The sequence below is a fragment of the Natrinema salaciae genome, assembly GCF_900110865.1.
In the GTDB taxonomy this organism is placed as follows: domain Archaea; phylum Halobacteriota; class Halobacteria; order Halobacteriales; family Natrialbaceae; genus Natrinema; species Natrinema salaciae.
This window is the reverse complement of the sequence record NZ_FOFD01000003.1, coordinates 161,939-186,109: the sequence shown is the minus strand read 5'-3', so window position 1 is coordinate 186,109 and position 24,171 is coordinate 161,939. Positions and strand designations below refer to the sequence as shown.

At 65.9% G+C, this 24,171-nt stretch carries 21 protein-coding genes; 14 read left to right on the top strand and 7 right to left on the bottom strand.

Annotation, left to right across the window (positions count from 1 at the left end):
- Nucleotides 1-130 precede the first annotated feature (130 nt).
- Complete coding sequence (locus tag BMX07_RS10320; protein ID WP_090617480.1) at nucleotides 131-586, top strand: universal stress protein; 456 nt, start codon at nucleotides 131-133, stop codon at nucleotides 584-586.
- 98 nt (nucleotides 587-684) lie between these two features.
- Here BMX07_RS10320 and BMX07_RS10315 read toward each other — a convergent pair whose 3' ends face one another.
- The gene (locus BMX07_RS10315; RefSeq protein ID WP_090617478.1) at nucleotides 685-1,383 is read right to left on the bottom strand and encodes a hypothetical protein; all 699 of its coding nucleotides are present in this window, start codon (nucleotides 1,381-1,383) and stop codon (nucleotides 685-687) included.
- A gap of 117 nt (nucleotides 1,384-1,500) precedes the next feature.
- On the opposite strand from BMX07_RS10315, the gene serB reads away from it, so the two are divergent.
- Together serB and BMX07_RS10305 are read left to right on the top strand one after the other, a co-directional pair.
- Nucleotides 1,501-2,145 (top strand): phosphoserine phosphatase SerB, encoded by a 645-nt coding sequence (gene serB / locus BMX07_RS10310; protein ID WP_090617477.1) that lies wholly within the window; start codon nucleotides 1,501-1,503, stop codon nucleotides 2,143-2,145.
- Between the two features lie 199 nt (nucleotides 2,146-2,344).
- Nucleotides 2,345-2,728, top strand: a complete 384-nt coding sequence (locus BMX07_RS10305; RefSeq protein WP_090618410.1) for a hypothetical protein — start codon at nucleotides 2,345-2,347, stop codon at nucleotides 2,726-2,728.
- Between the two features lie 85 nt (nucleotides 2,729-2,813).
- On the opposite strand, the gene metX is transcribed toward BMX07_RS10305, so the two are convergent.
- The 4 genes from metX to BMX07_RS10285 all read right to left on the bottom strand — a co-directional run bounded on the left by metX (nucleotide 2,814) and on the right by BMX07_RS10285 (nucleotide 7,265).
- The gene (gene metX / locus BMX07_RS10300; RefSeq protein ID WP_090617475.1) at nucleotides 2,814-4,025 is read right to left on the bottom strand and encodes a homoserine O-acetyltransferase MetX; all 1,212 of its coding nucleotides are present in this window, start codon (nucleotides 4,023-4,025) and stop codon (nucleotides 2,814-2,816) included.
- Complete coding sequence (locus tag BMX07_RS10295; RefSeq protein ID WP_090617473.1) at nucleotides 4,022-5,365, bottom strand: O-acetylhomoserine aminocarboxypropyltransferase/cysteine synthase family protein; 1,344 nt, start codon at nucleotides 5,363-5,365, stop codon at nucleotides 4,022-4,024. The genes metX and BMX07_RS10295 overlap by 4 nt, the downstream gene beginning before the upstream one ends.
- 286 nt (nucleotides 5,366-5,651) lie before the next feature.
- The gene (locus tag BMX07_RS10290) at nucleotides 5,652-6,350 is read right to left on the bottom strand and encodes a hypothetical protein (RefSeq protein WP_245742092.1); all 699 of its coding nucleotides are present in this window, start codon (nucleotides 6,348-6,350) and stop codon (nucleotides 5,652-5,654) included.
- Between the two features lie 258 nt (nucleotides 6,351-6,608).
- A complete protein-coding gene (locus tag BMX07_RS10285) occupies nucleotides 6,609-7,265 on the bottom strand; it encodes a DUF6517 family protein (RefSeq protein WP_090617469.1) in 657 nt (218 codons plus the stop codon).
- A gap of 139 nt (nucleotides 7,266-7,404) precedes the next feature.
- On the opposite strand from BMX07_RS10285, the gene BMX07_RS10280 reads away from it, so the two are divergent.
- From BMX07_RS10280 to BMX07_RS10265, 4 genes are all read left to right on the top strand, one after another.
- Nucleotides 7,405-8,637: an MFS transporter gene (locus BMX07_RS10280; protein WP_090618409.1), complete on the top strand. Its 1,233-nt coding sequence runs from the start codon at nucleotides 7,405-7,407 to the stop codon at nucleotides 8,635-8,637.
- A gap of 122 nt (nucleotides 8,638-8,759) precedes the next feature.
- The gene (locus tag BMX07_RS10275) at nucleotides 8,760-9,242 is read left to right on the top strand and encodes a plastocyanin/azurin family copper-binding protein (protein ID WP_090617467.1); all 483 of its coding nucleotides are present in this window, start codon (nucleotides 8,760-8,762) and stop codon (nucleotides 9,240-9,242) included.
- Between the two features lie 206 nt (nucleotides 9,243-9,448).
- Nucleotides 9,449-10,111, top strand: coding sequence for a cupredoxin domain-containing protein (locus BMX07_RS10270; RefSeq protein WP_090617465.1), 663 nt, complete (start codon nucleotides 9,449-9,451; stop codon nucleotides 10,109-10,111).
- A gap of 88 nt (nucleotides 10,112-10,199) precedes the next feature.
- The gene (locus tag BMX07_RS10265; protein ID WP_090618408.1) at nucleotides 10,200-11,312 is read left to right on the top strand and encodes a pyridoxal-phosphate-dependent aminotransferase family protein; all 1,113 of its coding nucleotides are present in this window, start codon (nucleotides 10,200-10,202) and stop codon (nucleotides 11,310-11,312) included.
- Between the two features lie 159 nt (nucleotides 11,313-11,471).
- Here the strand turns inward: BMX07_RS10265 and eif1A are convergent, their stop codons facing one another.
- Nucleotides 11,472-11,762, bottom strand: a complete 291-nt coding sequence (eif1A, locus tag BMX07_RS10260; protein ID WP_090617463.1) for a translation initiation factor eIF-1A — start codon at nucleotides 11,760-11,762, stop codon at nucleotides 11,472-11,474.
- Nucleotides 11,763-11,895: 133 nt separating this feature from the next.
- Between eif1A and BMX07_RS25555 the strand changes: the two genes are divergently transcribed.
- Complete coding sequence (locus tag BMX07_RS25555) at nucleotides 11,896-12,075, top strand: DUF7470 family protein (protein WP_090617461.1); 180 nt, start codon at nucleotides 11,896-11,898, stop codon at nucleotides 12,073-12,075.
- Nucleotides 12,076-12,142: 67 nt separating this feature from the next.
- The gene (locus tag BMX07_RS10250) at nucleotides 12,143-12,403 is read left to right on the top strand and encodes a DUF8015 family protein (RefSeq protein ID WP_090617460.1); all 261 of its coding nucleotides are present in this window, start codon (nucleotides 12,143-12,145) and stop codon (nucleotides 12,401-12,403) included.
- A 12-nt stretch (nucleotides 12,404-12,415) separates the two neighbouring features.
- Here BMX07_RS10250 and BMX07_RS10245 read toward each other — a convergent pair whose 3' ends face one another.
- Nucleotides 12,416-14,389, bottom strand: a complete 1,974-nt coding sequence (locus BMX07_RS10245) for a DUF460 domain-containing protein (RefSeq protein ID WP_090617458.1) — start codon at nucleotides 14,387-14,389, stop codon at nucleotides 12,416-12,418.
- A 676-nt stretch (nucleotides 14,390-15,065) separates the two neighbouring features.
- Here BMX07_RS10245 and BMX07_RS10240 point away from each other — a divergent pair.
- The 5 genes from BMX07_RS10240 (at nucleotide 15,066) to BMX07_RS24830 (ending at nucleotide 24,156) form a co-directional block, all read left to right on the top strand.
- Nucleotides 15,066-16,856: a cellulase family glycosylhydrolase gene (locus BMX07_RS10240; protein WP_175480116.1), complete on the top strand. Its 1,791-nt coding sequence runs from the start codon at nucleotides 15,066-15,068 to the stop codon at nucleotides 16,854-16,856.
- A 49-nt stretch (nucleotides 16,857-16,905) separates the two neighbouring features.
- Nucleotides 16,906-19,314: a fibronectin type III domain-containing protein gene (locus BMX07_RS10235; protein ID WP_090617453.1), complete on the top strand. Its 2,409-nt coding sequence runs from the start codon at nucleotides 16,906-16,908 to the stop codon at nucleotides 19,312-19,314.
- 119 nt (nucleotides 19,315-19,433) lie between these two features.
- Entirely contained in the window at nucleotides 19,434-20,147 is a 714-nt protein-coding gene (locus tag BMX07_RS10230; protein ID WP_090617451.1) for a hypothetical protein, read from the top strand.
- 47 nt (nucleotides 20,148-20,194) lie between these two features.
- Nucleotides 20,195-21,940 (top strand): endo-1,4-beta-xylanase, encoded by a 1,746-nt coding sequence (locus BMX07_RS10225; protein WP_090617449.1) that lies wholly within the window; start codon nucleotides 20,195-20,197, stop codon nucleotides 21,938-21,940.
- A gap of 176 nt (nucleotides 21,941-22,116) precedes the next feature.
- Nucleotides 22,117-24,156, top strand: a complete 2,040-nt coding sequence (locus BMX07_RS24830) for a cellulase family glycosylhydrolase (protein ID WP_090617448.1) — start codon at nucleotides 22,117-22,119, stop codon at nucleotides 24,154-24,156.
- Nucleotides 24,157-24,171 lie beyond the last annotated feature (15 nt).

Sequence of the window (24,171 nt, the reverse complement as noted above, 5' to 3'; positions counted from 1 at the left end):
CCGAAACCGCGGGACGGAACGGCGACCGGTATCAGTTCGACAACGACACTGTCGGCGATTCCGATCGAGCGATCCCGAAAATCTGGAATTTCCACCCGGGATTATACGCCGCCGGCCCGTACTCGACTCCATGTACGACCGAATCCTCTTGCCGACCGACGCGGCGGACGGAACGGAACTGGCGACCGAACACGCGATCGCGGTCGCCGACCAGACCGACGCGGAGCTCCACCTGCTGTACGTCGTCGACAGCGACGTCTACAGCTCCTACAGCGGCGACGAGTACGTCCACGAGTTCGAAGGGCTCGAGGCCGCCCTCGAACAGGCCGGTGAGGACGCCCTCGCATCGGCCGCCGACGCGGCCCGAGAGTCGGGTCTCGAGCCGACCACGGTCGTCAGGCACGGCGCGCCCCACGAGCAGATACTCGACTACGCCGACGAGGCGGACGTCGACCTGCTCGTCATGGGGTCGAAGGAGCGACCGGGCGACTACCGGCAGTTGCTGGGCAGCGTCACCGACCGCGTCGCGAGACTGGCCTCGCGGCCCGTGACGATCGTCAAGACGCCGGTCGAGGAACGCGAGTAATCGCGGCCCGCAGCCCGTGTTTCTCGAGCGGTTCGGTCGAGTGGTTTCTGCTGAGTGTTGCTGCCGAGCGGAATCCGTCGTCCGTCGTTTGGCGATGGTCACTCGGTCACGGCCAGCAACCGCGGCACGGCAGCGATGCCGGCGCCGACGACGACGAAGGTGAGCGCGGTCCCGCCGATCGCCACGAAGAGGGAAGAGTCCATCGCGACGGCGATCGTTTCGGCTTCCTGTGCGCCGTTGGTGTCCGTTTCGAGGGTCCAGCGAGCGATGCCCGCGAGCGCGGCGGTCGGGACGACGTAACACAGAACCAGCGATCCAAGCGCAAGGCCGCCGTCCCGGCGCGTCTCGAGGCGGACGTAGCGCACGAGGAGGTAGCCGGCGACCACGAGCACGACGATCGGAACGAGCGCCGAGACGTGGCTGGTCAGGCCGCGAACGAATCCGAACCCACCGCGGATCGTCTCCTCGCCCTGTTTGATCGTCGCCCCGTGGCTCCCCAATGTCACCAGTCCCGTCACGACCCATCGACTCGGTTGCGCTTCGACGCCGCCGAACATTCCGCCGCCGAACATCGCGCCGACGAGCTGGTAGGTCGCCGCGAGGACGACTGCGAAGGCGCTCACGCCGGAGACCGCACCGGCTTTCCAGGGCGGAACGGCGAACCGCGTTCGACCGCGTTGCGTCGCGCCTCCCGCCGGGTCGTTCTCGTCATCGTCACCGTCGTCGCCCTCGGCGACCGGCTCCTCGTCCGCGAGATCGGGTCCCTTGTCGTACTCGAACCGTCGATCTGACGACATGTGTCCGGCAACGGAGGCGGGTCGATAATATGTTTCGATCGATCGGGCGACGCAACTACTGGTCGGCCCGGCGCGAAACCTGAACTGGTTTATCCGGTGACCGACAATCGAGAAGCGATGACAGTCGTCGCTTTCGACTTCGACGGGACGCTTTCCGACTCCGAGATGACCGTCCTGCTCGGCGACCGCCGCAGCGTCGCCGCGGACATGGCCGACATTACCGAACGCGCGATGAACGACGAGATCGGCTACGCCGAGAGCCTGCGCAGGCGCGCGGCCCTGCTCGAGGGACTGCCGGAGGCCGAGGCCGAGGCCGCGTTCGACGAAGTCGTCCTCCGCGAGGGGGCGGCCGACCTCATCGCGGACCTGAACGACGCGGGCATCACGACCGCCATCCTGACGGGCGGGTTCGAACGCGGCGTCGCGGCTGCCCTCGAGCGCGAGGACGTCTCGGTGGATCACATCGTCTCGAACCGGCTCCCGACGACGGCGGGCGAACTCACCGGTGCCGTCGACGGACCGCTGGTCGAGGGCACGAAGGACGACGCGCTCGCGGACCTCGCCGACGACGTCGGCGTCGACCTCGCGGACACGGTGGCGGTCGGCGACGGTGCAAACGACCTGCCGATGCTCGAGGTCGCCGGGCTGGCGATCGGTTTCGAACCCAAGCCGGCGGTCGAACCCCACTGTGACGTCGTCGTCACGTCGATGACCGAGGCCCGCGAGACCCTGCTCGAGGAGGCCGTCCTCACCGAGCACTGAACGCCTCGAGTAACGGGGATTTGACCTTCCCTAATCGACTGTTACGGGTTCGAGACGACGGCCCGGTGGGGGATGGACCCGTCCGCTCCCGCCGCTGCGTCCCGTTCGCCGTTGATCGGTCGATTTCCGTGATTGTCCCTTCTAACTGCCTCTTTCCCGACCGAGAGAGTTTTAACTCGTAATCGAGTAAGTGATCGCGATGATGTGGCAAGACCTCGTATTCATGCTCGGAAGCGGCCTCTCGATCGTCTTTCTCGCGCCGACGCTGCGCGACTCGAACGCGCGGGTACCGCTGGGCACGAGCCTGCCGTCGATGGGGATCGGCTTCGTCTACAGCACGACGTTCTTCACGCTCGGGATGACCTTCTCCGCGCTGGGTGCGCTCGCCGCCGGCTCGATGTGGACGCTGATCGCCCTCTTTCGATCGCCCCAGGGCATCTCGATGCAGTTGCTCGGCCGCGAAAACCTCGCGCTGTTCGTCGCCGACGTGCAGTACTGGCTCGCTCGCCGGCGCTCCGACGGCCCGCCCGCCGAACAGTACGTCTCCTTCGATCGCGTCTCGACCCACGGCGACGCTCGCTAGCTGCCCCTCGATACGGTTCGGATCGACGTTTCACGTTTTGCGCTCCTCGACCCCTCGAATACCCGCCGATAGCGGAGCCGAGCGATCACTGGGAAAAGAGACTCGTGTGCACCGGCGCGAACTCCCCGGACCCGGAGTCGTCGGCGTCGGGTGCCGTATCGGTGATCGCGCGGCCGGCGAGTCCGTCGTCGAGCAGTTCCGAGAGCGGCGGTCCGACCTTTTCGGGTTCGACGAGGAACGCGTCGTGACCGTGGTCGGACTCGACGACGTGGTGGGCGACGTCGGTCCCGGCCTCGCGGCAGGCTTCGGCCAGCGCTTCGGCCTGTTCGACGGTGAAGTGCCAGTCCCCGGTAAAGGACAGCAACAGGAGTTCGCCCTCGAAGGCCGCGAGCGCGTCGGCGTCGGACTCGTAGCCCGCCGACAGATCGAAGTCGTCCATCGCGCGGGTCATGTAGAGATAGCTGTTGGCGTCGAACCGGTCGACGAACTTGTCGGCCTGATAGTCCAGATAGGACTCGACTTCCCGGTAGGGGAAGAAGGCCGCCGCCGGATCCGGCGGTTCCTCGCGGACCGCTTCCCGTCCGGCCGACCGACGGCCGAACTTGCGCCCCATCGAGGCCTTCGAGAGGTACATGATGTGGCCGATCTGGCGCGCTCGAGCGAGACCGTCTTCCGGCTCGGGTCCGCCGTAGTAGTGGCCCCCGTTCCAGTTGGGGTCGCTGGTGATCGCCCGGCGGGCGACAGTGTCGAGCGCGAGACACTGCGGGTCGAGTCGAGCGGCGGTCGCGACCGCGCCGGCGCGTTCGACGTCGTCGGGGAAGCGACGCAGCCAGTCTAAGACGTTCATCCCGCCGACGCTGCCGCCGACGACGGCGTGGAGCCGTCCGACGCCGAGTTCGTCCAGGAGCCGCCGCTGAGCGCGCGTCCAGTCACCGACCGTGACCGCCGGGAAGTCGGTCCCGTAGGGCTCGCCCGTCTCGGGGTTCTCGCTCGCGGGGCCCGTCGTCCCGTAACACGAACCGGGGGCGTTCGCGCAGACGACGTAATACTCGCTCGTGTCGATCGCCTTTCCGGGGCCGACGACGTCGCCCCACCAGGCGCGGGCCTGTCCCGCGGTTTCGCCGCCGGCGTCCGGCCGACGGGCGACGTGGGCGCTGCCGGTCAGCGCGTGACAGACCAGCACCGCGTTGTCGCCGGTGAACTCGCCGTAGGTCTCGTAGGCCACCTCGAGGGCCGGGATCGACTCCCCACTCTCGAACTGGAACGCACCGAGATTGGCCGTGTTCTTCGTCGTCACGGCTGCTCACCCTCGCCTCGACAGGCGCGCGTCGCCGCGTCGATCGCTTGCTCGAGGTCGGCCAGGATGTCTGCTGGGTCCTCGATCCCGACGGACATCCGGACGAGGTCGGCCGTGACGCCCGCCTCCTCGCGTTCCTCGGGCGAGAGCTGGCCGTGGGTGGTGCTCGCCGGATGAATGACGAGCGTCTTCGCGTCGCCGATGTTCGCGAGGAACTGCGCGAGTTCGACGTTCTCGCAGAAGGCCTTGCCCGCTTCGAACCCGTCCTCGAGCCCGAACGCGACCATGCCGCCGTAGTCCTCGAGATACCGCGTCGCGTTCTCGTGGGTGGGGTGGTCCGCGAGCCCTGGATGCGTGACCCACGCGACGTCCGCGTGATCGTCGAGATACTCCGCGACGATGGCGGCGTTCTCGCAGTGTTTCGCGACGCGCAGGGGCATGGACTCGAGGCCCTGCAGGGTCTGCCAGGCGTCGAACGGCGACTGCTGGTTGCCGAGACTGCGCAGCGACCGGAACCTGGCCGTCGCGGCGAACGGCGCGTCGGGGAAATCCCGCGAGAAGTCGACGTCGTGGTAGGCGTGGCTCGGTCCCGCGATCTCGTCGTAGCCGTGCTCGCCCCAGGGGAACGAGCCGCCGTCGACGAGGACGCCGCCGACGGTCGTCCCGGAGCCGTGGAGCCACTTGGTCGTCGACTCCCAGACGACGTCGGCCCCGTGCTCGAGCGGGCGACAGAGCGCCGGCGTCGCGAAGGTGTTGTCCACCACGAGGGGGACGCCGTTGTCGTGGGCGAGCTCGGCCACCCGCTCGAAGTCCGGCGTGACCAGCGACGGGTTGCCGATCGTCTCGACGTGGACGAAGGCGGTGTCCTCGTCGATGGCGTCCTCGTACGCGTCGTACTCGAGGGTGGGGACGAACCGCGGTTCGATCTCCCGGCGAGTCGCCGTCTTCGAGAGGTACGCGGTCGTCCCGCCGTAGGTGTCCGTCGAGCAGACCACGTTGTCTCCGCCCTCCGCGAGGATCAACACCGCGGAGTCCAGCGCGGCCATCCCGCTCGCCGTCGCGACCGCGCCCGCGCCGCCCTCGAGATCGGCGAGGCGGTCCTCGAGCGCGGTGACGGTCGGGTTGGCGATCCGAGAGTAGATGTAACCGTCGTCCTCGAGCGCGTAGCGGTCGGCGGCGGTGTCGGCGTCTTCGAAGACGTAGGAGGTCGTCTGATAGATCGGCGGTGCCATCGCACCGGTTTCCGGATCGGGAGACTGCCCGGCGTGGACGCTGCGCGTATCGAGTCCGCGCTCGCCGCGCTCGGCGCTGTCGTGCCCGTCGCTCGCGTCGTCGCTCATGTTTAGTATGCATACTACTCCACGTTCATATGCACCACAGTAACGGCAAAAACCGCAGACTAGAGAATATCAAACAAGGGTGGGGCCGGCGGTCCGACGGCTGGGGCTCGGCTCCCAGGTACGCGAACGCGGCCTCGTCGAACGCTTCGCTCGGTCTCTTTGAGCATCGTTACCCGTGGTACGTGAATGATACCGGTCACGTCCGAGGGTTCGATGGGACGTACAGATCGCGTAGTCGAACCGAACCCGAGGCAACGCGCTCGATAAAATATCCCCCAAACGGCGGTTAGCCGATTTCGACCGACCACTCACCGTCAGATTTGACCTCTATGTAACCGGCGTCGTGAAACTCGAACGACGATGGATTGCCGATACTGCCGTCGTGGAACAGGAATTCGCGGGTATCGCCCGTCGACGAGAGGAAGTGGACGATGAATCGATCCCCGTCGTAGTCGCCGGACGGCCGGTACGTCCCGTCGAATTCGAACGGGCCGTGAACATCGTTTCCACTGCCGCTGAACGAGAATGGCGGACTTTCTCCGCTCTCGTCGCGCGGCTGTCGAACGAACACCTCCCAGTCGCCTCCGGCAACGACGCTGAGGCGGTACGTCCCGCCGGTCATGTGCCAGGCGGTCCGCCCGTCGTATGAGCCCGTCCAGTCGGCAAATAGCGTGCCATTTCCGTCGTCCTGAGGCATCAGCCGGACTTCGAAGTCACCGTCGCCGTCGTGCGTGGCATCGACGATCGTGAGACCTCCTCCGATATCGAAGTCGTCGGTGAGCGTCTCACCGTTCCCGGAGAACTCCTGCTGGCTCGGTCCAGCCGTGGGGGTTTCCTCGTCGTCCGTTTCGTTTCCGGTGCCATCACTGCCCTCTTCGCCGCCACCGCCGTCACTGCCCTCTTCGCCATCGTCGCCCTCGGTCCCGTCCTCGGCTGCATCGTTCGTACAGCCAGCGAGTGGGAGTGTGACTCCTCCAAGTGACACTAGTTGCACGACGTGTCTTCGTTTCATCTGAGCGCGTTCGTACACGAGAGGTCAATTTTAGTATAGGCCGATTTACGAAAATCGACCGTCGGTGCGTCGCCTCGGCGATTCAGTTATCGCGGGCTACACGTTCGTCACGTATCATTCCACGACGATTCGAATTTCACCGATCCCGAGGGAACGGCCGTCGACCACCGCGTCGCCCCCCATCGACCGAACCACCGATTCCTGGCTCTCTACCCCTCGATGCGCGTCCGCTCACCCGTGTTCGATCGACTCGAGCATCGTCCGGACGGCGTCGGACTCGGTCTCGAGGCCCATCGCCTGCGGGTGGGTCGCGACCCCGATCACGAAATCGTCGCCGTGTTCGACGGGCTCGCTGACCTGCAGGTACACGTCGATCGCGGTGCTGGCGGAGACCAACCGCGCGCGTGCTTCGTATCGCGCGAGGGTCGTCTCGGATCCCAGCACCGAAATCGACGCCTCGTCGACGGCCCGGACGTCCTCGAGCCGGTCGTACCGGTTCTGAATCAGTGCGACGAGTTCGTCCGTCGAGTACTCGCCGACGGGGTTGAACGTCTTTCCGAGGACGGACACCTGCGGCGTGGTCAGGACGGCGACGACCGCCGCTTGCACGCGCGTCAGTCCGAGCGAATCGAGCGCGATCGCCCGGTCGTACTCGGCGTACCAGTTCCGGGCCTCGATCGAGCGTTCGATCCCGAACCGGCTGATCGTTCGCTCCACGACGACCTCCTCGACGGTGCGTTCGTCGTAGCCGGTTTCCTCGAGTGCGGCCGCCGAGACGGTCCCCGGCGTCGACGAGAGCGAATCCTCGACGAAGCCGGTGCAGCCGGCGACGATCCCGGTCCCGGCGGTCGCTCCCGCAGCGAGCAATTGCCGACGCGTGACTCTCATCGGCAGAGACACGCCGCCGGCGACCGAAAACGCATCGGTTCCGGGGAAAACTGGTGCCGTGCGTGACAGGACTCGCGACGCGTCCGCCGGTCGACTCGAGACGGACGACTTGATAGTTCCGGAGTGCCAACGGCCGCTCGTGCACTCGAGTGACCGTGACCGGGTCGTGCTCGCCGCCCTCGTCTTCGCGGTGCTGTTCTCGCAGGTGCTGCTCTATCCGGGCGTCGCGACGCTCGTGGAGACGTTAGGTGCCGACGCGACGACGTCGGCGTTCGCGGCGACCGCGCTCGACGCGAGCATGTGGTTCCTCGTCGCCGAGTTCGTCGCGTACGTCACCTTCGTCGGCCTCTGGGGCGTCGCGAGCGACGCGACCGGTCGGCGCACGCCGTTCATCGCCGTCGGTGCGATCGCCGGCGCGGTCGGCTACGCCGCCCTCGCTGCCGTCCCGTCGATCGGGTCGATCCCCTTCGAAGGGGTGCTCCTCCTGCGCGTCTTCCAGGGGGCGATGACCATCGGCGCGTTCTCCCTGACGATGACCATGCTGATGGACCTCGAGGGTGGCCACGGCCGGAACATGGGTGCGGCGGGGATCGCCATCGGGCTCGGCGCGGCGCTGGGAGCGCCGATCGGCGGCCAGTTGACGGAGGTCGATCCGCTCGCGCCGCTGCTCGTCGCCGCCGGATTGCTCGTCTGCGTCGGCGCGCTCGTCTCGCTGGTCGGGGACCGAACACCCGACGAGAGCCGGAGCGCTCGAGCGCTGGTCGACGGAATCCGGCGGCGGCCGACCCTCTCGATTCCGTACGCATTCGGGTTCGTCGATCGGCTCACCGCGGGGTTTTTCGCGCTCGTCGGGACGCTCTACTTTCAGGAGACGTTCGACCTCGACGCGGGAACGACCGGCCTCATGCTGGCGTGCTTTTTCGCCCCCTTCGCCCTCTTGCAGTATCCGATGGGTGCCCTCTCGGACCGGATCGGCCGGACGGTCCCGATCGTCGTCGGCTCGGCGTGTTACGGCGGCGGGATCCTCCTCGTCGGGGCCTCGCCGTCGGTCGCGACCGCCGCGATCGCGATGATCGGCGTCGGCGTGCTCGGTGCCCTCGTCGCCCCCGCGACGATGGCGCTGGTCACCGACCTCGCGGACGAGAGCGAGCGCGGGCTCGCGATGGCCGGGTTCAACCTCGCCGGCAGCCTCGGCTTCCTCGGCGGCTTCCTCGTCGGCGGGACCGTCGCCGGCAGCTACGGCTACGACGTGGCCTTCCTCGTCGTCGGCGGCCTCGAGATCGCGATCGCCGTCGTCACGGTGCCGGTGTTCCTGCGCCTCCCGCTCGAGCGGACGGATCAGTTCCGAGCGAGCGATCGGGGCGACGCCTGAGTCGATACTCGAAGCGCGAACGGATCGCGGAACCGACAATACATATTTTGTGCCATGTGGTCTCATATCATTGTACTAGGAGAAGGTATCAACTTTTATGTCCTCAGGCCAAACCTCCGATGATGACACGAGATAATCCGGTTTCGCGGCGCACAGCGCTGAAGCTCACGGGTGCGGCTGCCTCGACTGCGCTCGTCGCCGGCTGCAGTGGTGGCGACGAGGGGAACGGCAACGGCAACGGTGACAGTGAAGATAGCGGCCCCGTCGAAATCAGCCCCGACGAAACGATCATGCTCAAGGCCACGAGCAGTAACACGTGGGAGGGGAAGTCCCCGTCCGGCATCGAGGGGCAGGAGAACCCGACGCTGGCACTCAAAGAGGGCGAGACCTACGAGATCGGCTGGGACGAAAACGGCGGTAGCGTAGGACACAACATCGCCATCTACAACGGCGACGGGGAGGTTCACAACGGGAAGAAAACAGAACAGACCCCCGATCCGGGTGACGGTGAGATGCTGGAGTTCGAGGCCTCGAGTGATACGGTCGAATACGTCTGCGTACCCCACTATCAGTCGGGGATGGCAGGCGACATCGAAATGCAGTAATACCGTCTCTCGCCGCTTTTCCGCGTCTTCGGACGCCGCGTGCCATTTTTCGACGATGGCAAACGCTGTGATCGTAGTCGAACAACCGGGTGCCGGCGTCGGGGTCGATTCCGACGCCGTCATCGATCGTCTTGTAGCGGGCCACGAACTGTTTTATTACTGTCTAGATACGAATTTACTTATGTCGGGGCCGAGTCACTTCCGCTATGGACGCTGACGGCCACCCGTGCCGACGGACGGTGCTACGAGGGGGCGGTCTCGCGGCCTCGAGTGCGCTCCTCGCCGGCTGTATCGACGACGGGTCGACTGACGCCGACCCCGGCACGTCGACCGACGATGGAGGCACAGATGAGAACGACGAAAGCGATGGCAGCGATGGAAACGATGGCAGCGATGGCAGCGACGGGAGCGACGGGAGCAACGAAAGCGCGGACACGGACGCTGGCGATGACGACGAGTCCGAACCGGCGGATGACACCGGCGAATCCGACTCCGAACCGATCGAGACCGATCGCACGTTCGAGATCGAGCCCGGCGCGGAGATTCTGTTCCGATCCGATGGCGTGACGTGGGTGGGCGTGCGGCCGTCATCCATCGCGGACGTGGTCAACCCGACGATCGCCCTCACCGAGGGCGCACGCTATACGATTCGCTGGACCGGATCCGATGACATGGCTCACAACATCGCCATCTACGACGCCGAAGCGCGCGTCGTCAACGGCCTCGGCACGGACCCCACCGCCGATCCGGGCGACGAGCAGACGCTCGCGTTCGACGCCGCGACGGAAATGGCCGAATACGTCTGCGAGCCCCACTACGACGCCGGCATGGCGGGCAGTATCGAAATTCGGAGCGACGGGCGCGACTGAGCAGCGCCGTTGCTACCCGCGGAAGCGCGCCGGTATCAAAAGTACCATGCCGTCTCGCTACCCAATAAACCGTACTCAGGTGGATCCCGTGACCAACAAACGCGAGTATACAGACGACTATCCCGACAAGACGCTGTACATCCCGGGTCCGACGGAGGTTCGCGATGACGTCATCGAGGCGATGTGCGAGCCGATGTTCGGCCATCGCATGGACCGAATGACGGACCTGTACACGACCATCGTCGAGGACACGAAGGAGTTTCTCGGCACCGACAACGAGGTCATCGTCCTGACCGGCTCGGGGACGGAGTTCTGGGAAGCCTCGACGCTCAACCTCGTCGACGAGAACATCCTCGTCCCGACCTGCGGCAGCTTCAGCGAGCGCCACGCCAACGTTGCCGAGCGACTGGGCAAGGACGTCGACAGGCTCGAGTACGAGTGGGGGCAGGCCATCAAACCCGCGGATATCCGCGAGACGCTCGAGGAGAGCGACAACCACTACGACGTTGTCGCGACCGTCATGAACGAGTCCTCGACGGGCGTGCGAAACCCCATCGAGGAGATCGGCGACGTCGTCGCCGACTACCCCGACACGTACTTCGTCGTCGATGCCGTCTCCTCGCTGGGCGGGGACTACGTCGACATCGACCAGCACAACATCGACGTCATCTTCGCGTCGAGCCAAAAGGCGTTCGCGATGCCGCCGGGGCTGGCGATCTGCGTCGTCAGCGACGATGCCTACGAGCGCGAACTCGAGAAGGACTCCGCGTCGTGGTACGGCGGGTTCCAGCGGACGATCGACTACTACGAGCGAAAGGGCCAGACCCACTCCACGCCGGCGATTCCGATCATGCTGGCTTACCGCAAACAGATGAAACACATGCTCGAGGAGGGCCACGACGCCCGCAACGAGCGCCACCGCGAGATGGCCGAGTACACGCGCGAGTGGGCTCGCGACCACTTCGACATGTTCCCCGAGGAGGGGTACGAATCGCAGACGGTGAGCTGCATCGAGAACACGCAGGGGATCGACGTCGCCGAGACCATCGACGCCGTCTCCGAGGAGTACGACTTCGTCTTCTCGAACGGCTACGGCTCGCAACTCGGCGAGCAGACGTTCCGTATCGGCCACATGGGCGAGCACGACCGCGAGTCCATCGAGGAACTGACCGACGCCATCGAAGACGTCGCCGGCCTGTAACCGGTCGCTCGAGGACGGTCTCTGATCGTGTTCTTCCCCTCGAGACTGGATCGACGCAGCTTCGTTGGCCGTGAGCACGCCCCGAGCGGGTCGACACGAGCCCGGTAACGGCACTGCCCACGTGATCGACTCTTCGCTGGCTCGCAGCGCAAAACTTCGTTATTGGATGTGGCCTTCCTCGCGGAGCTGGTCGGCCTCGCTCTTCTCGTATCGCCAGGTGATGTCGGCCTTCTCGTCCTGCCAGTCCCAGGGTTCGACGAGCACGACGTCGTCTTCGCGGATCCAGATGCGCTTCTGCATCTTGCCGGGAATGCGCGCGGTTCGCTCCGTCCCGTCGGCACAGCGTACTTTGACCCGATTCGCCCCGAGCATGTTCGTGACGGTCGCGAAGACCTCGTCGTCCTCGGGCATCCGGAGGTTCTTCCGACCGCCGTCTCCGTCGTCGCTCATGGCCGCGGATTCGCGTTCGAGCGTTTTAACCCTTTATCGTTCCCGTTGGGCGACCCGCCGGACACCGGCGCGTCACGGACGCGCAAGCCCGAAAACCACGCCGTTTATTTCGCTCGGCTCTACACCCCTGCGTATGTTGCAAAACCTCGGCGCACTCGGTATTGCCGGTCTCGTGATTCTGCTCGCCGGTATCGGTCTCATCGCGTCTCAGAATATCTGGATCGCTGCCGGGATGGCGCTCATCGTCGCCGGCCTCGGACTGGTCGTCAAATCGCTGATTTCGGGTATGCTCCAGAACTTCGGCATGTTCTGACCGCTCTCGTCTGCTCACCGAGGTGATGAGGCTCAAGTGTTTTGCGCCTGCGTCTCGTCGTATTCGTATGGGACACACGCTGCAGTACTACGACCTCGTACTGGTCGCTATCGCAGTGAGCCTCGGGATCGGTGCCGGCGTCGGCTACGCGACGCCCGTTCCGTATCCGATCGCGATCCTCGGCCTCGGACTCGTCGCGATCGCGTTCATGGGCCACGCGCTGTTCGTCAACGGCCCGGTCGATCGGACCGAGGATCTGAGCGAAGAGATCGAACTCGAGGAGGTGCCGAACGTGCTATCGCCGATGGAGTCGGGCCCGGAGACGTAACGCCGATCGGCGTCAGACTTCGTTGTCGCCGGCCCGGTGCTCGCTGATGAGCTGGTCGACCATCGCCGCTTTGCGATCCCGCTTTCGGTCTCGAGCGCGCTCGTGCCAGTCGTCGATCGCGGCTTCGACGTCGTCCTCGCGGGCGACGGCGAGTTCGTCCACCTCTTGCATGGCGACGTCGTCGGCGGGGCCGACCGGAATCTCGGCGTCGAAGAGGATCTCGTCGGCGATCTCCGAGAGGCCGCCGTCCTTGAGGATGACGCGGGGGTCGAACTCCGCGAGCAGTTCGGCCGTGGACCGGCCCGCGCCGCTGGCGTCCCGGATGTAGACGACGTCGCCGCTCGCGATCCCGTACTGTTCGTCGGCCTCGCGGATCGCGCCCTTCGTGAACTTTTCGACGACCTTGACCGGAACCAGCCCCTCCTTCTCCGCGGAGACGTCGCTGAAATTGGAGTGGTCGAGCTTCCAGAGGGCCTTCATCCGCTCGACTTTCCGTTCGAGCGTCTCGACCTCCTCGCGGGCCTCGTCGCGCTCGCGCTCGAGGCGGTTCGCCTTCCGCTCGAGGCGGTTCACTTCGCGGTCCCGGCGGACCTCCTTGCGCTCCTCGCGGCGGGCGACGCTGAGTTCGGTCTCGAGGTCGTCGATCCGGTCGTCGCGGTCCTCGACGCGGCCCTCGAGTCGCTCGACGTGCGATTGGAGACGCTCGACCTGCCGCTCGAGGTTTTTGATCCGCTTTTCCTCGGCAGTGAGCTCACGGGGTTCGTGCTCGGTGGACTCCTCGTCGGGCTCGTCGTCGTCGTTCAGGTCCGTCAGGACGGCCTCGACGCTCTCCTCGCCGGCGACGACGCGGGCGGTGACCTCGCCGCGATCGATTCCCGGCGGGAGTTTGTCGCCGATCCGCTCGAACTGGTCCTCGTGGGCGTCGAGGGCGTACAGCGCGGCGGCCATCGCGTCACGCTGGTGGTCGTTGTCGTACTGGTAGTCGCGCGTGCGGTGTTGTTTCTCGTCGACCGGGAGATCGCTCTCGGGCGTCCAGCCCGCGGCGTCGAAGCTCCGGCGGAACTTCTCGACCGTTTCGGGTATCGGCGTCACGTCGGCCGCGACGACGATCGGCCGGCCGCGCTCGACGATCCACTCGATCACGTCGGCGGTGTCGCTGGTTCGCGAACTCCAGACGTCGAGGACCTCGCCCTCGAGGCCGACGATCGCGACGGCGGTCGTCGTCCCGGGGTCGATCCCGACGATGACGTGATCGCGGCGCTTGACGAGCGGCCTGAACTCGATCCCATCCCGGCGCTGGCGCTCGATCTCGACGCGCACGTCGCCGGACCGATTGCGCGAGACGGGGATGTCGCTGGGTCGCGCCTCGACGGTGAAGACGGCGTTCGCGAAGCCGCCGTAGGCCTCTCGAACGTCTTGCTCGTATTCGAGATTTGCCTCCTCGAGTTCGGACTCGACCTCGCGGGCTCGTTTCCGAACCGAGCCGTGGATACGGCGGGTGTAGCGGTCCTCGCTCCAGCCGCCGCTGCCGGTCGAACGCCCGCGTGCGACCTTGACTTCGGTCGTGTCGGTGAAGGCCGATACCTCGTGGCCGACGTTGTGGGCGGCCAGTCGGGCCGCGGCTTCGGCCTCCTGCATCGGGTCTTTCCCGTAGGGGATGTTGTGTCGCTTCGCGACGCGGGAGAGCGGTTCGGGCTGTTCGGCACCCGTTACCTGAACGAGCATGGTTCCGGACGGCAGCGAGCCGAGGAAGTGGATGAGCTGGTCCTTGTCGGCGGCGAGCTCGTACATGTTGTCGGTCGCGACGATCGCCGGCTCCTCGTCGTCGATCAATCGCCTCAGTTTTCGGTGGCTGACGACGTCCCGGGTGACGTCCTCCCCGTCGTAGACGGCCAGTGCGTACGATGGCGCATCGCCGCGCACGTCACCGCTCTGGATGTCGACACCGAAAACGACTGCATCGAGCGCACTCGTTCGCGTACTCACAGGAGGTCATAGGAACGAGACGGCTATAAATCCGACGCGGCCCTGCAGCGGGTGAGTCGCGTCGTGACCGTCGCTTCGGCTCGTCTCGAGCAGCGGCTTTCGAGCGACACCGATGGGAGGGTGCAGCCGTCCGTGAGACGACCGGTCGACGTCGTCCGTTCGGTGAGCCGGGGCGACCCGTCTCCTCCTCGAAGACCGCACGACAGAAAATATAACATTTCTATCAAAAAATGACTGTTCCTCATAGCTGACTGTAATGTTTGTCTAGCTGTTAGACTACTTAGATTAGTTATCCGTGTGGTAGTGGGGTTTCTTTCTGTCATCTAAATTGCCGTATTTGGGTATTTAAGCGCCTAATATCCGCTCTTATCTATTTGGGGCGGATCGAGATACGTACCGATATTGTCGATAAATATCAGATATCGTTTGTTATGTGGATATTTATTTTTGTAGCCCCTAAACGTAATATTCACCACAAAAGTCCAAAATTACATAACCTTTCGGCCGGATTGTAGGGTGAGAGGAGATCGAACTCCTCGATGTTCCCAGTGAACGGATCGCAAATTCCGTTCGATGGGGCGAATAACACACCATGTCAGAACAGACGACCCCACACGACTCAGAAGCGCAGTCGAATCGCGCCGGTCGGAACGTTTCGACGTCGCGTCGAACGATAATGAAGGCCACCGGCACGAGCGTGATCGCATTCGGCGGCCTCGGTAGCATCGCCAACTCCGCGATGGCACAGGAGGCCGACCTCCCGCCGCTGGCCCGAGACGGGAACAAGCTCGTCGACCCGAGCGGAAACGAGGTTATCCTCCAGGGAGTGAACATCGCCGATCCGGGCGAACAGAGCCGCCCGTGGCGGGGCCAGACTGCACCCGAGACGTTCCAGCTGGCGACCGACGAGAGTCAGGGCTGGTATACGAACGTCGTCCGGGTACCGGTCATGCCCTCGTTCCTCGCGGCCGGAACGCGTGCTCCGGCACCGCACGAGATGCCCCACGGAGACGACTGGGGTCCGGCCCTGCCGGGGCAGTTCGACGCGAGCGACGTCGAGTGGTACTGTCAGACCTTTCTCGACGACCTCGTCGAACTCGGCGCTCAGCGCGGCGCCTACGTGATGATCGATTACCACCGTCACTACCCGGTCTTCCATCAGGAAGATCACAAGAACCACGGCGTTCCCGACAACGTCTGGAAGTGCAACTCCGACGGCGGCGAAGACTGGCGGCATCCGGAAGTCTGTGGCGAACGCGGCGTCCTCTGGCACGGCGAGGATCAGGTCGACGAGATCTGGAACCTGATCGACGAGCAGAACATTCTCGAGGCGTTCGACCTCGACGAGGACGACATCTTCCTCGAGCCACCGGAGGTCTCGAACGCGCTCGACGAGGAACTGCACACGTTCTGGGAGGTCGTCGCCGACCGATACGCGGGCGACGATCACGTGATCTTCGACGTCTACAACGAGCCGACCGGTCCGTACGGCGGCGACTGGGGCGGTCCACAGCGGCAGGCGGGCGAACTCTCCGATCCCGACGTGGCGCCCGGCGACGGTGACGCGTCCAACTACGACGTCGCCCACGAGGACATGAAGGCCTGGTACGACCTGTGGGTCGATCGCGCCCAGCCGTGGGTCGATACGGTCGAGGAGAACGCACCCGGCCACGTGATCACGATCGGGAGTCCGCGGTGGAGCCAGTACACCTACTGGACACCGTTCAACGAGTTCGAGGCGGAAAACATGTGTTACACCGCCCACGTCTACACGCAGGACGATCTGCGGCCGCTCGAGACCTACTTCGGGCAGCCGTCGGAGCACGTGCCGATCTTCTTCAGCGAGTTCGGCTGGATCGAGGGCGGCGGCATGCACGTCGACACGCCCTGGATGGACTGCAGCGGCGAACACGACGGCAACTGCGAGCCGTACATCGAGGGCTACGAGTCGTTCATCAGGAACCACGACATCCACCCCCTCGCGTGGTCGTTCGATCACACCTACGAGCCGAATATGTTCGAACACGGCACGCCGGGGCAGAACGACGGCGCGAAGGGCGCCGACGACTGGATGAACTACCTCAACGACGAGACGCCCGGCGTCTGGTGGCACCAGCTCAACCAGGAACTGGTCGACGAGCGCCACGAACCCGCTGCCGGCGACGAGCCCTACCCGGACGCCGACAACGGCAAGAACGACAAGCACATCGGTGACGGGCCGGTCGACGGCGATCCCTACTCCGGCGACGACACGCTCCAGGTCGGCGAGTACGAGCCCCAGGACCCGGACGGCGACGGGCTCTACGACGACGTCAACGGCGACGGCCAGACCACCCACGCCGACGTCAACGCCTTCTACGAGAACATCGACGCCGACGGCGTCCAGAACAACCCCGATGCGTTCGACTTCGACGGCAACGGCCGCATCGGCTTCTCGGACGTCCTCGACCTGCTCAGACGGATCTAATCGGATCGCGAGCGAGTAGCCTGTGACAACACCATACGCTGACATACCAATGACTGACAATATCGAGACACACGACGAGGAACAGTTCGCCGAAACCGACCGCCAGACGAGCGCGTCCACCTCGCGACGTAACTTCATACGGGCCGCCGGCGCCAGTGCTGCCGTTCTCGCGACCGGAACGTCCGCGGTCGCGGCTCAAGAGGACCTGCCGACGGTGACGGTCGACCTCGCCGATGCACAGCTCGCGGTCGGCGCGAGCACGACCGCGACGGTCCGGGTCGAGAACTCCCCCGCGGGATCGCTCGGCGCTTCCATCGAGGTCGCGGTCGACCCCGCCGTCGCCCAGATCACCGAAATCGAACTGGGCGAGCACGCGCCGTCCCAACTCGAGGACACGATAAACCAGGACATCGAGGACGCGGGCGGTGCCGTCTCGTCGATCGACGCCCAGTCGTTCGACGGTAACGGCATCGACGAGACCGCCTACGAGATCGCGACGCTCCACCTCAAGGGGCGGGGCGACGGCGCTACCGAGCCCGAACTCGCGGACTTCTCGCTGACGCCGCCCGACGGCGGGCTCGTCGAGGAGGCCGTCTACGACGCGCCGACCCTGACCGTCGGCGAGGGGCCCGGCGAGCCCGTGACGCCGACGGTCACCGTCGACCTCGCCGCCGAGCAGGTCGACCCGGGTGAGACGACGACCGTCGGTCTCGGGCTGAACAGCGCGCCCAACGGACTCTCCGGATTCAACCTCGAGGTCAGCGTCGACACCGCGGTCGCGACGATCACCGACGCCGCGCTCGGTGGGCCCTTCGCCGACTCCATGTTCAACACCGTCGACGTGACCGACGGCACGGCGACCCTCGAAGCGGTACAGGAAATCGAGGCGGGTGCGACCGGCGTCACGTTCGGCACCGTCGAACTCGAGGGCGCGGCCGACGGCGAGACCGCCGTCGACGTCGCGGAGAGCGAGACGCTCCCCATCGAGAACATCGACGGCGAACCCGTCGGCCCCGAGATCGAGGAGGCGACGCTGACCGTCGGCGACGGCGAACCCGACGACGAACCGCCGAGCGTCCCCCAGGACCTCGAGGTCGTCGCCGAGAACGAGACCTCGGTCGAAATCGCGTGGAGTCCGGTCTCTGACGCCGTCGAGTACGCCATTTCCGTCGACGGCGAGCAGGAGACGACCACGACCTCGACCACCGCCACCATCACCGAACTCGAGGCTGACACCACCTACGAGATCGGCGTCAGCGCCGTCGGTGAAAACGGCGCCGCGTCCGACGAAGCGACGGTCGAGGCCACGACCGCCGCGGGCGAGGGTCCCGGAACGCCGACGGTCACCGTCGACCTCGCGGACGCACAGATCGACCCGGGCGAGACGACGACCGTCGATCTCGGCCTGACCGTCGCACCGAACGGTCTCTCCGGGTTCAACGTCCAGACCAGCGTCGACACCGACGTCGCGACCATCGTCGACGCCGAGCTCGGTGGGCCCTTCGCCGACTCCATGTTCAACACCGTCGAGGTGACCGACGAGACGGCGACCCTCGAAGCGGCACAGGAGGTCGAGGCGGGCGCGACCGACGTCGCGTTCGGTACCGTCGAACTCGAGGGTGCGGCCGACGGCGAGACCGTCCTCGATGTCACGGAGAGCGAGACGCTCCCGATCGAGAACATCGAGGGCGAACCCGTCGGCCCCGAGATCGAGGAGGCGACGCTGACCGTCGGCGACGGCGAACCCGACGACGAACCGCCGAGCGTCCCCCAGAACCTCCAGGTCGTAACCGTCGACGAGACGTCGATCGAGATCTCGTGGAGTCCCGATCCGAACGCCGTCGAGTACGTCGTCTACGTCGATGGAGCGCAGGAGACGACCACGACCACGAGCAGCGCCACTGTCTCCGGACTCGAGGCCGGCACCACCTACGAGATCGGCGTCAGCGCCGTCGGTGAGTCGGAGACGGAGACCGACACCGCGACGGTCTCGGCCACGACCGACGAAGCCGACGACGGCGATGGCGACAACGGCGACAGCGAGTACCCCGAGTGGGACCCCGACACGCTCTACGAGGAGGGCGACCGGGTCCACTGGAACGGCGAGGACTGGGAAGCGCAGTGGACGAACCAGGGCACGGAGCCCAAATACGAGGAGTTCTACGCCTGGGAGCCGGTCGACGGCGAGATTCCGATCGATGTCGAGTATCTCGCGAAGATCGATCCGAGCGCCACGTCGGTCGAGGTCGGCGAGCGCATCGATTTCCACGTCACGGACAACACGACCGATCAGAACTGGGTCGAACAGCTGGCGTGGGACCTCGGTGACGGCACGTCCGCCAGCGGCTGGTACGCCGGCCACGCCTACGACTCGAGTGGCACCTACACGGTGTCGCTGACCGCGACGGACCAGCGCGGACGCCAGACGACGCACACCGTCGAGATCACCGTCGCCTGATTCGATTCCCGGTATCGTCCGGGGTCGCCATCGCGGCGATCCGTCGAATCCGAACCCTGCCGGCCGTCGTCTCGCGGCTTTCGATACGCGATCGGTGGGTCTGACGAGTTTGTATTCCAATGCACGAAAACACGGAAATAGAACGGGTAGAACGGGCAGATAAGCGGACCACGGCGACCGACGGCCCGATGGGGCGACGGCCGTTCCTGGCGGCCGTCGGTCTCGTCGGCGTCGGCTCGGCGGCCGGACCCGTCGTCGGGGAGACGGTCACGCCGACGGTAACGGTAACGGCGGTGGCAGCCGAGATCGATCCGGGCGAGACGACGACCGTCGATCTCGGCCTGACCGCGGCTCCCGACGGCCTCTCCGGGTTCAACCTCGCGGTCAGCGTCGACACCGACGTCGCGACCGTCGTCGACGCCGAGCTCGGTGGGCCCTTCGCCGACGCCATGTTCAACACCGTCGAGGTGACCGACGAGACGGCGACCCTCGAAGCGGCACAGGAGGTCGAGGCGGGCGCGACCGACGTCGCGTTCGGTACCGTCGAACTCGAGGGCGCGGCCGACGGCGAGACCACCGTCGAGGTCGCGGAGGGCGATTCGCTCCCGATCGAGGACGGCAACGGCGAACCCGTCGAGCCCGAGATCGAGACGGCGACGCTGACCGTCGGCGACGGCGACGAATCGACGGACGGCGGGACGGCGTCCGACGACGAGAATCCCGGGTTCGGGCCCCTGACCGCGGTGGCGGGGGCGACGGGCGGTGTCGCGTACGCGCTCAGGCGACATTCCGACCGCTCCGGTGGATCGCCGACGATCGAGAACCACGAGTGACCGACAGCCTCGCACCGGCAACACGACCTCGTACCCCAGCACGAACAATGACTGACACGGACGGGACACGACACGACCGACACGAATCGAATCGCTCCGAAGCGAGCGGCGGTCCCGACGAGGATCGACGCGACCGGCGGCCGACCGACGACCGCGCCGCCCCGCTCGAGCGGCGGGAGTACCTCCGCTCGGTGGGTGCGATCGGAACCGCGAGCGCGGTCGGTGTGCTCGGCGCGACGACCGGAACCGCCGCCGTACAGGCCGACGACTGGGAACTGGCGGCCGACGAGCGCATCGAGCAACACCGGACGAGCGACCTCGAGATCGTCGTTCAGAACGCCGACGGAACGCCGATCCCGGACGCGACCGTCGACGTCGAGATGCGGGAACACGCGTACGGGTTTGGGACCCAGGTGAACGCGGAACTGCTCGTCGAGGGGTCCATCGAGGGCGACCCGGTCGACGAGGCCGACCTCGAGGCGTACCGCGAGCGCGTGCCGGAACTGTTCAACACGGCCGTGCTCGGGAACCACCACAAGTGGCGGTTCTGGGAGGAGAATCGGGAAACCGCCGACGCCGCGACCGAGTGGCTCCTCGACCGCGAACTCGACGTTCGCGGCCACACCTGCGTCTGGGGCAACCGGGACACGTACGCCGTCCCGGCGGACGTCGAGACAGCCATCGACGAACGCGACGCGGAGACGATCCGCGAGCGGAGCCTCGAGCATATCGAGACGATCATCCGCCACTACGGCGACGACATCGAGGAGTGGGACGTCGTCAACGAGGCCCTGCACGCCCACGACCTCATGGTCGGCGTCTACGACGACGCCGTCGACGAGGACCGGCCGTGGGAGGGAGACGTCGTCCCCTGGCGATCGGAGTTGCTCGCCGACTGGTACGAGCGAGCGCAGACGGTCGCCGACGAGGCGGGCGTCGACATCGCGGTCAACGACTTCAACACCCTCTCCGGACCCGAGGAGTACGCTCGAGACTGGTACACGGAGCAGATCGAGTTCCTCCGCGGCGAGGGAATCGAGCTCGACGGCATCGGGTTCCAGTGTCACTTCGCCGTCGACCAGCGACTCACGCCCGACGAAATCGTCGCGGGGCTGGATCTGTACGCCGACTACGGAGCCACCCTCACTGCTTCCGAGTTCGACATGTTCCAGGGCGACTGGGAGAGTCAGGATCAGCAGGCCGCGTTCTTCCGCCAGTTCCTGAAGACGTTCTTCAGTCACCCCGCGACGAGCGACTTCCTCGTGTGGGGGTTCTGGGACGGCGATCACTGGGCGCCGGACTACGACGGCTCCGAGCCCGACGCGCCGCTGTTCGAGGAGGACTGGACGCCGAAACCCGCCTACGACGTCTACACGGATCTCGTGTTCGACGAGTGGTGGACCGAGGAATCGGGAACGACCGATGCGGACGGCACTTTCGAGACGACGGCGTTCCTCGGACGCCACGACCTCACCGTCACCGTCGGCGGCGAGTCGACGACACGGACGGTCGCCGTCACCGAGCCCGACGGTGTGCACGACGTCGTCGTGACCGTCGACGACTCCCGGTCCGACGAGCCGGTTCAGGTGGGTGACTACGAGGCCCGGGACACGACCGGTGACGGGCTGTACAACGACGTCGACGGCGACGGCCAGACGACCCACGCCGACGTCAACGCGTTCTACGAGCACCTCGAGGCCGACGGCGTGCAGGACAACCCCGACGCGTTCGACTTCGACGGCAACGACCGTATCGGCTTCGCGGACGTCCTCGACCTCCTCCGGCGGATCTGAATCGTCGCTGGGTTGGTCGTTCCCGTGCCATATAATTACAACATAACTAAATTAAATTATTATGAATAATTAGTTAGTTTTATTACTCGGCACCGAGTAAGGATAATCGCGCCGGCACCGGCGCAGCGGAACCACGGATCGAGGCGGTACGTACCGAATTCAACCACCGGACTACAATGCAAGACAACGACACAACACAGCGGACGGACGAATCGACATCGACGAACGGAAACACGCGGCGTCGCGTGCTGAATCAGGCGTCGAACGACTCGGAGTCGTCGATCGAGTTGACCCGACGCGGCGTAATGCGGACGACGGCGGGCGTGGGAGCCGCGGGACTCGCGCTGGGGGCAGGCCTCACCGGCAGCGCCGCAGCCACCGGTATCCAGGAGTTTCAGAACCTGACGGTCAGCAGCGACAATCGAATCGTCAACGAGGACGGCGAGACCTTCAAAATGCGGGGGCTCAGCATCCCGGACCCGAAGCGGCTCCACCGGACGCGGTTCCTCCGCGGGAAGACGCCGACGCAGCTCCTCGATATGGTCACGGACCCCGAGCAGGGTTGGTACCCGCGGGCCATCCGCGTCCCCGCCCAGCCGCAGGACATCGGCGAGCACCCGATGGGGCACACCGGGCCCGAGTACGAACCGGGCGAGCTCGAATCACCCGACGTAGTCGACGACGACCGGCGGAAGATGCGACCGCCACAGCCGGTCGCGTTCACGCAGGCGGAACTCGACGACTACCTCGAGACCCACTACGACCCGATCGTCGAGCGCTGTAAGGAGCGCGGCGTCTACTGCATCGTCGACTACCACCGTCACTGGCACGAGCAGCCGCCGGGCAAGGAGCGACCCGCCGCCGCGGAGAACCACCTTCCGTACAACAGCGACTATACGAACTACTGGGCGTACAACACCCACGAGGCGTTCGGCGAGGAGGCGCCGGGCTCGTGGGGTCACGTCGACCAGGTCACCATCAACGAGCTCACGCCGGGGTACGACGGCTGGGCCGGTATCGTCGACGAGAGCGACATCCCCGGAACGCCGTACGCGTACGAGAACTGGACGGTCAACGAGGAACTGCTCGAGGAAGTCCTCATGTTCTGGGATACCGTGGCAGAGCGGTACGCCGACGAACCCCACGTGATCTTCGAGCCGTACAACGAGCCGACGGCACCGGGGATCTGGGGGCCGGTCCAGGGCTGTGGAGCGATCAAGCAGAAGCCGCTCTGGGACACGTTCGTCGACGACTTCATGGGTCCGATCATCGAGAAGATCAGGGAGTATCAGTCCGATCGCGTCCTGCTGGTCGGCGTCCCCGGCTGGTGTCAGTCGATCCAGGCGCTCCACTGGCGGAACTTCAACGAGGCAGGGTACGACAACATCGCCGTCACCTGGCACAACTACGCGGGCCACGACGTCAGCCAGGTGAACAACTGGTTCAACGACACGGATTACAAGAGCCCCGAGGCCGTCGAGGCCGAGACCGGGAAAGAACTCGAGGACCCCTACATCGCGCCGCCCGATAGCGTCGACCAGCCCGATTGCTGGGGGTGGGAGGCCTACGAGGCGGCGGGGCTCCAGAACGCGATGGACCACCACCCCATCGCCATCTCCGAGTTCGGCTGGATCAACGACCCGGAGGTCTCCCACTGGCTTCGCGGCTCGACGACCGGACTGGGCACGACCTTCGAGTACGGCGAGCCGTTCCTCAACGCGGTCGAGCAGGACGACCGGATCAGCTGGATCGGCTGGTGTGCCGACGTCCGCTGGCTGCCGAAGATGTTCGAGTACCCGGGCGCCCCCGAGGAGGGCGACCTCGAGCTCGTCAACGACAACTTCTACGACACGCCGATGGCGGACATCCCGGTCGGCTGTGAGGAGCTTCCCTGCGAGTGGGAGCTGCTCGGCGGGGAGGACAGCGGCCAGTACCTGAAGGACCGGCTCGAGATGCACAAGGACGACCTGGTGCCGTTCGAGACGGGAAGCGTCGACGACACGCTCCAGGTCGGCGAGTACGAGCCCCAGGACCCGGACGGCGACGGGCTCTACGACGACGTCAACGGCGACGGCCAGACCACCCACGCCGACGTCAACGCCTTCTACGAGAACATCGACGCCGACGGCGTGCAGGACAACCCCGACGCGTTCGACTTCGACGGCAACGGTCGCATCGGCTTTGCGGACGTCCTCGATCTGCTCCGCCGCATCTGACGGCGGCGCTCCCCG